This window comes from Rhodopseudomonas sp. B29 (assembly GCF_000333455.1).
Classification (GTDB): domain Bacteria; phylum Pseudomonadota; class Alphaproteobacteria; order Rhizobiales; family Xanthobacteraceae; genus Rhodopseudomonas.
On the sequence record NZ_BADD01000654.1, the window covers coordinates 1 to 7,506 of the forward strand.

Consider the following 7,506-nt stretch of genomic DNA (forward strand, 5'->3'; position numbering starts at 1 on the left):
CCGCGCGCTCGATGCCTATCTGTATGTCCTGAAGTCGCTCGCGGAAACGTCGCTCGAGCCCGTGGCTCAGCAGGTGGCAATGGTCGCCGCGAGCCGCGCCAACGCCGCCGACTATGGCGTCGCCGTGCATGCAACGCTGGCAGAGAAACTCGGCGCGTCGAAAGAGATCGTCGAAGCCTTGCGAACCGGCACGCCGCTGAGCGATTCGAAGCTCGAGGCGGTCCGCGACTTCGCGACTGCCGTCGCGTCGGGACGAACACAGGTGTCCGATCATCACGTTCTCGCGCTCAAGTCGGTCGGTTACGAACGTCGTGCGGCGGTGGCGATCGCCCTGGCCGTATCTGCGAAGACGCTGGTCAACGCCGTCGCGCATCTCGCGCATCCGGAGATCGACGCCGCCTTCCGCTCCCCGGCCTGACGCCACAGAGCCGCCGCTCGGCGTGTTCTGGCCGGGCTTTGCGCCGCCGCAGCTTCCAAGGAACGACCATGTCAATGTCACACGACACCCCGGGATTTTCGGTCGCAGAACACTCCTCGGCGAACGCATCGAACCTGGCCTTGTTGCGATGGGCTCTGGTGATCGTGTTCCTGTGGTTCGGAGCAATGAAATTCACATCCTACGAAGCCAACGGGATCGCGCCCTTCATCGCTCACAGTCCGATATTGGCCTGGCTTCACACCATCTTCGGGATCCAGGGCGCCAGTTATATCATCGGCCTGCTGGAGCTCGGGACGGCCGCAGCGCTGGCGATCGGCGCCTTTGTTGCGATCTTCTCGGCGGTCGGCGCCGCAATGTCGATTGCGACATATCTCGTGACGATCACTTTCATGCTGTCGACGCCCGGCGTGTTCGAACCGACCGCCGGCGGTTTTCCCGCGATTTCGGCGCTTCCGGGCCAATTTCTTCTCAAGGACGTAGTACTTCTGGCGGCTTCGCTTGTTCTTCTGGCGGCCTCGCTGCCAAGCCGTCGCGGCGCCTCGACGTAACAATTCTCCGCCGCGGCCGAACCTTAGTGAAGCTGCCCACTTCCGCTCGATGAGAGTCGCGCGGAGCGGGTCGGCGCATGGGTGATTTTCGAAACGAGCGGCATTGAGAACCTCGTCAAGCCGAAGCGCCGAGCCAATGTCGGCGTCGCAGACGGGAACTCGTCGCGTTCCGATGATGATAGAGGGTAGTCTCCGTTCACGGGCGCAATCGTAAGAATTGCGCAAGCCGATGCCGAGGAGCTGCGTGACAAAGTCCCAAAACGAGACCGCGGTACGACTGGCGTTCGACACGTTCCTGTTGTTTCCGGGTGCACGTCAACTCAAGCGCGACGGCAAGATCGTTTCGATCGGCGATAAGGCCCTCGATCTGTTGATCGCACTCGCCGAGCGGCCGGGTCAGATCCTTTCCAAGGCAGAGCTCGCCGCGACGGTATGGCGCCGCGAGTGGGTGGAGGACGTGACGATCCGCGTCACCGTCACCATGCTCCGCAAGGTGCTCGGCAGGACGCCCGCCGGAGCCGACTACATCGTCAACAGCCTCAATCGCGGCTACGCGTTCTCCGGCGCGGTGGACGTGCGGCGCTGGCCGGGCCCGGGCGAGCCCGTTGAATTCGATCGGGCCACGGACAACTCGGAGCCGGGCCGGCTGCCGGCGCTGCTCAAGCCGGTGATCGGCCGAGGGCGAGATATCGAGCTGATCACCGGCCTGCTCGATCAGCACAGGCTGGTCACGATCGTGGGGCCGGGCGGCATTGGCAAGACGACGACCGCGATCTCGTCGGTGTCGCGCCTGGCGGAGACGCAGGGCGGTGTCTGCTTCGTGGACTTCGGACCTATCTACGATCCCGCGCTCGTACCTGGCCGCGTTGCTGTCGCCCTTGGCTCCGACCGGTCCGGCGCAGACCCGCTGGGGTCTGCGTTGAGCAATCTGTCGGAAACGCAGCGCCTGCTTGTCCTCGACAATTGCGAGCACATCGCCGCCGCAGCCGCCGAGATCGTGGAAAGGATTCTGCGCAACGCGCCTCGCGTGAAGATTATCGCGACCAGCCGCGAGCCGCTGCGGGCGGACGGTGAGGTGGTGCATCGGCTAGACGGTCTTACCTGTCCCGTGCAAACGCTCGGGATCACCGCCGCGGAAGCCGCCGGTTTCTCGGCGATCGAACTGTTCGTCGAGCGGGCGCAGGCCGCGTCGCCGCATTTCGTGCTGACCGACGCATCCGCGCCGGACCTCGCGGAGATCTGCCGGCGTCTGGACGGGATCGCGCTGGCGATCCAGTTGGCGGCCAGCCGCGTGGCGACGCTCGGCGTCGCCGGCGTGCTTTCGCATTTGGACAGCCGGCTGCGGCTGTTCGGAAGCGGCCCGCGCACGGCAACGCCCCGCCATCGCACACTCGAAGCAGCCTTCGAATGGAGCTACGAGCTTCTCACACCGATCGAACGCCGACTGTTCACGCGCTTGTCCATCTTCTGCGGCGTCTTCGCGATCGATGCCGCAGTTGCGATCTCCGGCGGGGACGGCATAGCGGAGGATGAGATCGTCGCGACGATCGCGAACCTCGTTGACAAGTCGCTGATCGTATTCGACGGCAACGAACGCGAGCCACGCTATCGCATGCTTGAAACCGTGAGAGTCTTCGCCGGCGCGCGGCTGCAGGCGGCGGACGAAATGGCGGACGTGTCGGAACGGCATGCCCGGCACGTCATCGCACGGTGTGAGGAATTCCGGTTACTGGACCTGAGCACGGGCGACAGATCGCTGGGCAAAGCCGCCCGCGATGGTCTCGACGATCTGCGTTCGGCACTGCGATGGGCGTTTGAAGTCCCCGGCCGGGATCTGGCCCGTGAACTCGTGTTTGCCGCGCTTCCGCCGCTGACCCGTCTCGGCCTGACGTTCGAATTCAAGACGTGGATCGCGCGCGCGCTGGATGCCGAAAGCGAGCCGCGCGGACGGCTCGATCTTTCGCTCGCCCTCGGCAAGGCCGTCCATCTGCTACAGAGCGAACCAATCACACAATCCCGTCTGTATGGCCAAGCGTACGAATCGGCCAAGGAGCTCGGCGACATCCCCGGCGCGCTCCAGGCCCTGTGGGGAATGGCGACGACCGGCCAGGCTCTTCATCGGCCGCGGCAGCTGATCGATGCCGCGACTCAATTCTATGATTTCGCGGTCCTCAACGACCAACTCCCGGATGCGATGGTTGCCGAAAGCCTGATTGCGTTCGGCCTGCACGATATCGGGGCGTTCAGCGCCGCCGAGGATCGTTTGCGCGATGTGCTCCAACGATATTCCCCGTCGGACGGCGTTCGCGATTCGCAGCGCTATCTGTTCAACTATTACGCCCTGTCGCTCGGTTGGCTGGCGTCCGTGGAGTGGAGGACTGGGCGTCCTGACGATGCCGCGAAGACCGCTGCTCTTGCGGTGGCCGAAGCCGGTCATCACGTGCCCAGCCTGTTCGTGGTCCTGTCGCATGCAGCATGTCCGATCGCGCTCGATGGATCGGATTGGCAGGCGGCGGCGCGCTACATCGAGGAGATCTATCGCCATTGCGGTCATCACATGCGCTGGCGCCGATGGGCGGACGCGTTGAGCGCGATCCTCGCGATCCGGCGCGACAACGCCAGCGAAGCCCTCGACAAGCTCGAGGACGCGCTGAGCGACACAGGAAACCAGTTCCCGGGTCAGCACTTCTGGTACGCTCTCCAGCTGATCGAAGCTCACCTGACGTTCGGGCACGCCGCTCGCGCGGAACTCCTGACGCGCAATCTTTGCGATCGTATTCGCGATCGTGAAGAGTATTGGCTCGTGCCGGAAGTCGATCGCATCCTGAGCGGCCCGGCAAGCCAGACTGCTCAGTGCTCGGGCACTGACCGGAAATCGCGGCTTGCGCGTCTGCAAGAAAGTCTTTGGGCCGACGTCGGAGCGATGATGAGCAGTCGGACGGCGCCGGCCTGCGTCGCCTGGGATGCGCTTCCAGGCGGGACGCATCGGCTTGGATCCATCGCGATGGACAGTTGGTCTTCCAAACTGTTGGCGTATCCGCGTTCCGATCATGCTCGGCAACGTATCGCCGGACGTCGGCGCTCCGTTGCCGCATCGGACGCTTCAGCGGTCGGGAGGATCCGCCTCGCGGAGTCGCGAACGGGCATGGAAATACAATCAAGCGATGAGGCTTCAAGAAAGCCGGCAGAGATCTGAGGCATGATGTCGCAATCGCCCGACGAGAAGCGACGCATGCCCAAGACTCTCTTGATCACCGGGGCGAGCAGAGGGCTCGGACGCGACATTGCCGAGACTTCGGCCAGGGCGGGCTACAGAGTCTTTGCGTCGATGCGTGATCCGCACGGGCGCAATCGCGAGCGCGCCAACGCGCTCTGGTCGCAAGGCATCGACGTCGTATCGCTCGACGTCACCAATGACGACTCGGTCGAACGGGCTGTCCAGACCGTCTTGCGCAAAACGCCGCGAATCGACGTCCTCGTCAACAATGCGGGCATCGCCTCGGCCGGCATTACCGAAGCCTTCACGCCCGCGCAATTCCAGGCCCTGCTCGATACCAACGTCGTCGGCCTGCTGCGCACGGCCCGAGCGGTCTTGCCCGGCATGCGGCGCGCCGGCGCGGGACTGATCATCAACATCGGCTCGACCATGGGCCGCATCACCCATCCGTTCCTCGGCCTTCACGCCGCCGGCAAATTCGCGGTGGAGGCCCTGACCGACAGCCTCCGCTACGAGGTCTCGTCCTTCGGCGTGAACGTCGTACTGGTGCAGCAGAGTTCTCTTCCGACGTCGAACGCTCCGACGACATGTGAGCCCGTCGACAAGGAACGCGAGGAGTCCTATGGCGACATGGCTCGACTATCGGGAGCCGTTCTTCAACGTGTATCGACATCGTTTCGTGCCGAGGCTGTGTCCGACCTTCACGAGGTGTCGGTGACCGTGACCGAACTCATCGACAGTCCGGCAGGGACCCGGCCCGCACGATCGATCGTCGGAACGCCGAATGGCGTGGACGAGATCAATCAGTCGACGGCCCGGCTGCAGCAGCAGTGGCGGGACCAATTCGGCCTCCGTGCTCTCGCCGGCGGCGGAAAAGACGATGGCGGGACGCCGACAGAACGTCCGCATCGCCGTGACGACAGAATCCGAGCGCGCGAAACAACCGGTTCGGCCTTGAAAATCTGGGGACGCGCGAATTCCATCAACGTCCAGAAGGTCCTCTGGTGCTGCGGAGAGCTGCGACTGGACTACGTGCGGATCGATGCCGGCAGCGGATTCGGGATCAGCGATACGCCCGAGTATCTCGCGATGAATCCGAACGGACTCGTTCCCACCATCGAGGATGGCAGCTTCACGCTGTGGGAATCCAACGCCATCGTGCGCTATCTCGCCCACAAGACGGCCGATAATGAACTCTGCCCGTCGGACATTCAGCGTCGCTTCGACGCCGAGAGGTGGATGGATTGGCAGGCAACCACATTCTGGGCGGGCCTGCGCCCTCTCTTTGTTCAACTTGTCCGTACGTCTCCGGAGCAGCGCAGTTCCGAAATCATCGCCGCGGCAGAGCAATCGTCCTTGAACTGCGTCCGGGTTCTCGACGCGTGGCTCGCAGATCGCCCCTATATTACGGGCGAGCATTTCTCGTTCGGTGATATTCCGGTCGCGACGACCGTCCATCGCTGGCTGATGTTGGACATCGACCATCCCAGGCTGCCGAACCTGGACCGCTGGTATGGGCGAATGACCGAACGCGAACACTTCCGAGACGTCGTCATGAAGCCACTGAGCTAGCCGGTTGCCTTCGGCCGGGCCGGGCGTTCGAACGCGGGGACTATTTCGCCGCCACCAACGGCATCGCCAGCAGCACGGTGACCTGGCTCGCGCTGTTGTTCTTCAGCGCCCGGGCTTCACCCGGCGCGATGCGGCAGGAATCCCAGCGGTGCAAATTCGTCTCGCCGTCCGGCGTCTCGATGGTCAGATCGCCGTCGAGGACGACGTAGAATTTCTCGACTGGGGACGCGCTGGAAGAGGTGTAGCCGCCCGGCTCGATCTGCGAGACGCCGAGCCACATCGTCTCCGATGGTCCGGCCTCCTGCCCCTGCAGCCGCAGGCAGCGCATGTCGAAATGCGCCGGCGGGAAATAAGGTTGGGCCTCGGCGAAGCGCGTGACGTGCATGGCGAAACTCCTCGGATAATCAGCGCGCGGCAGCGCGGCTGGCGGTCGCGGCCGCGGGGAAGCCCAGGAAGTCGCGCGCCTCTGCGGCGTTCATGATCTGCCCGCCGAGGTCCTCGACGATGCGCCGCGCCTTCTCGACCATGGCGGCGTTGGACGGCGCCAGCGCGCCTCGCGACAAATACACCGAGTCTTCCAGGCCGACGCGGACATGGCCGCCGGCGAGGTAGGACTGCGCGGCGGCCGTGTAGGCGGCCTTGCCGATGCCGATCGCGGTGAACTCGGCGTCGGCCGGCAGCATGTCGCGGGCGTATAGCACGGTCTCAGGGCTCGGCTGGAAGCCGTAGCGCACCCCCATCACGAACGAGCAAAGTACCGGGCCGGACAAGGTGCCGTCGGCCAGCAGATCGTGCATCAGCGCGATGTCGCCAGAGTCGAACAGCTCCACCTCGGGCCGTACGCCCGCCTCGCGCATCACCTTGGCCATCCGCCGCACGTTCGCCGGCGTGTTGATCACCACCTCCTTGCCGGAGTTCATGGTGTTGAGATCGATGGTGCAGATCTCAGGCTTCAACACGGCGATATGTTCGACGCGCTTCTCCGGCAGCATCAGCGTGGTGCCTGGTGCCGCGACCTTGGGATCGTCCGGCGACGGCACGAAGCGGCCGCCGGGGCCGGTGGTGATGTTGAGGATCAGCGCCGGATTGCGGGCGCGGATGCGGGCGACGACATCGCGATAATGATCGAGCTCCATCGACGGCCGGCCGGTGGCCGGATCGCGGACATGAATGTGCACGATCGCCGCGCCGGCTTCCGCGGCACCAAGGCAGGCTTCCGCGATCTGATCCGGCGTGATCGGCAGATGCGGGGTCTGCTCCGGCGTCGTCAGATTGCCGGTGACCGCGCAGGTGATGAAGATCTTGTTCCGGAGCGCGCGCATGGGATTTCCTTGTTACAGCGACCGGCCGCCATCGACCACGATGATGTTGCCGGTCGAAAAGTTCAGATGCGTGGCGCAGGCGACGATCGCCTCGGCGACGTCGTCAGCTGTGGCGACGCGTTTCAGCGGCGTCGTCGCGCTGGTCTTGGCGTTGAAATCGGCGCCGCGGCCGGGCACGAAGCCGGTGTCGACGACGCCCGGCGAGACCGCAAGCACGCGGACCTCCGGCGCCAGCGCACGGGCGAGCGATCTGGTCATCACGTCGATGCCGGCTTTGACGGCGCAATAGGCGATCGACGAGCCGGTGCCGGTGGAGCCGGCGATCGACGACACCGACACGATCAGTCCGTTGCCCGATGCCTGAGCAAAGGCGCGAAGCTGCGGATCGCGGCGAACTGCCGCCCAATG

Annotated in this window: 7 protein-coding genes; 4 read left to right on the forward strand and 3 right to left on the reverse strand. The window is 64.8% G+C overall.

The features are described from left to right. The 4 genes from I5M_RS23485 to I5M_RS31860 all read left to right on the forward strand — a co-directional run. Positions 1 to 418 (forward strand): carboxymuconolactone decarboxylase family protein (locus I5M_RS23485; RefSeq protein WP_022723628.1); only part of this gene is annotated, 418 nt, incomplete at its 5' end. A gap of 74 nt (positions 419 to 492) precedes the next feature. Continuing rightward, positions 493 to 987 carry a YkgB family protein gene (locus I5M_RS23490; RefSeq protein WP_199900059.1) on the forward strand — a complete coding sequence of 165 codons (495 nt, stop codon included), beginning with the start codon at positions 493 to 495 and terminating at the stop codon, positions 985 to 987. Between the two features lie 244 nt (positions 988 to 1,231). Beyond that, positions 1,232 to 4,183, forward strand: coding sequence for a winged helix-turn-helix domain-containing protein (locus I5M_RS23495; RefSeq protein WP_159104030.1), 2,952 nt, complete (start codon positions 1,232 to 1,234; stop codon positions 4,181 to 4,183). Between the two features lie 36 nt (positions 4,184 to 4,219). Beyond that, positions 4,220 to 5,776, forward strand: a complete 1,557-nt coding sequence (locus tag I5M_RS31860; protein WP_159104031.1) for an SDR family NAD(P)-dependent oxidoreductase — start codon at positions 4,220 to 4,222, stop codon at positions 5,774 to 5,776. Positions 5,777 to 5,816: 40 nt separating this feature from the next. Here the strand turns inward: I5M_RS31860 and I5M_RS23510 are convergent, their stop codons facing one another. From I5M_RS23510 to I5M_RS30515, 3 genes are all read right to left on the reverse strand, one after another. After that, positions 5,817 to 6,161 carry a cupin domain-containing protein gene (locus tag I5M_RS23510; RefSeq protein ID WP_022723631.1) on the reverse strand — a complete coding sequence of 115 codons (345 nt, stop codon included), beginning with the start codon at positions 6,159 to 6,161 and terminating at the stop codon, positions 5,817 to 5,819. 19 nt (positions 6,162 to 6,180) lie between these two features. After that, entirely contained in the window at positions 6,181 to 7,098 is a 918-nt protein-coding gene (locus tag I5M_RS23515) for a 3-keto-5-aminohexanoate cleavage protein (protein ID WP_022723632.1), read from the reverse strand. Positions 7,099 to 7,110: 12 nt separating this feature from the next. Next, a partial coding sequence (locus tag I5M_RS30515) for an SDR family NAD(P)-dependent oxidoreductase (RefSeq protein ID WP_022723633.1) occupies positions 7,111 to 7,506 on the reverse strand: 396 nt, incomplete at its 5' end.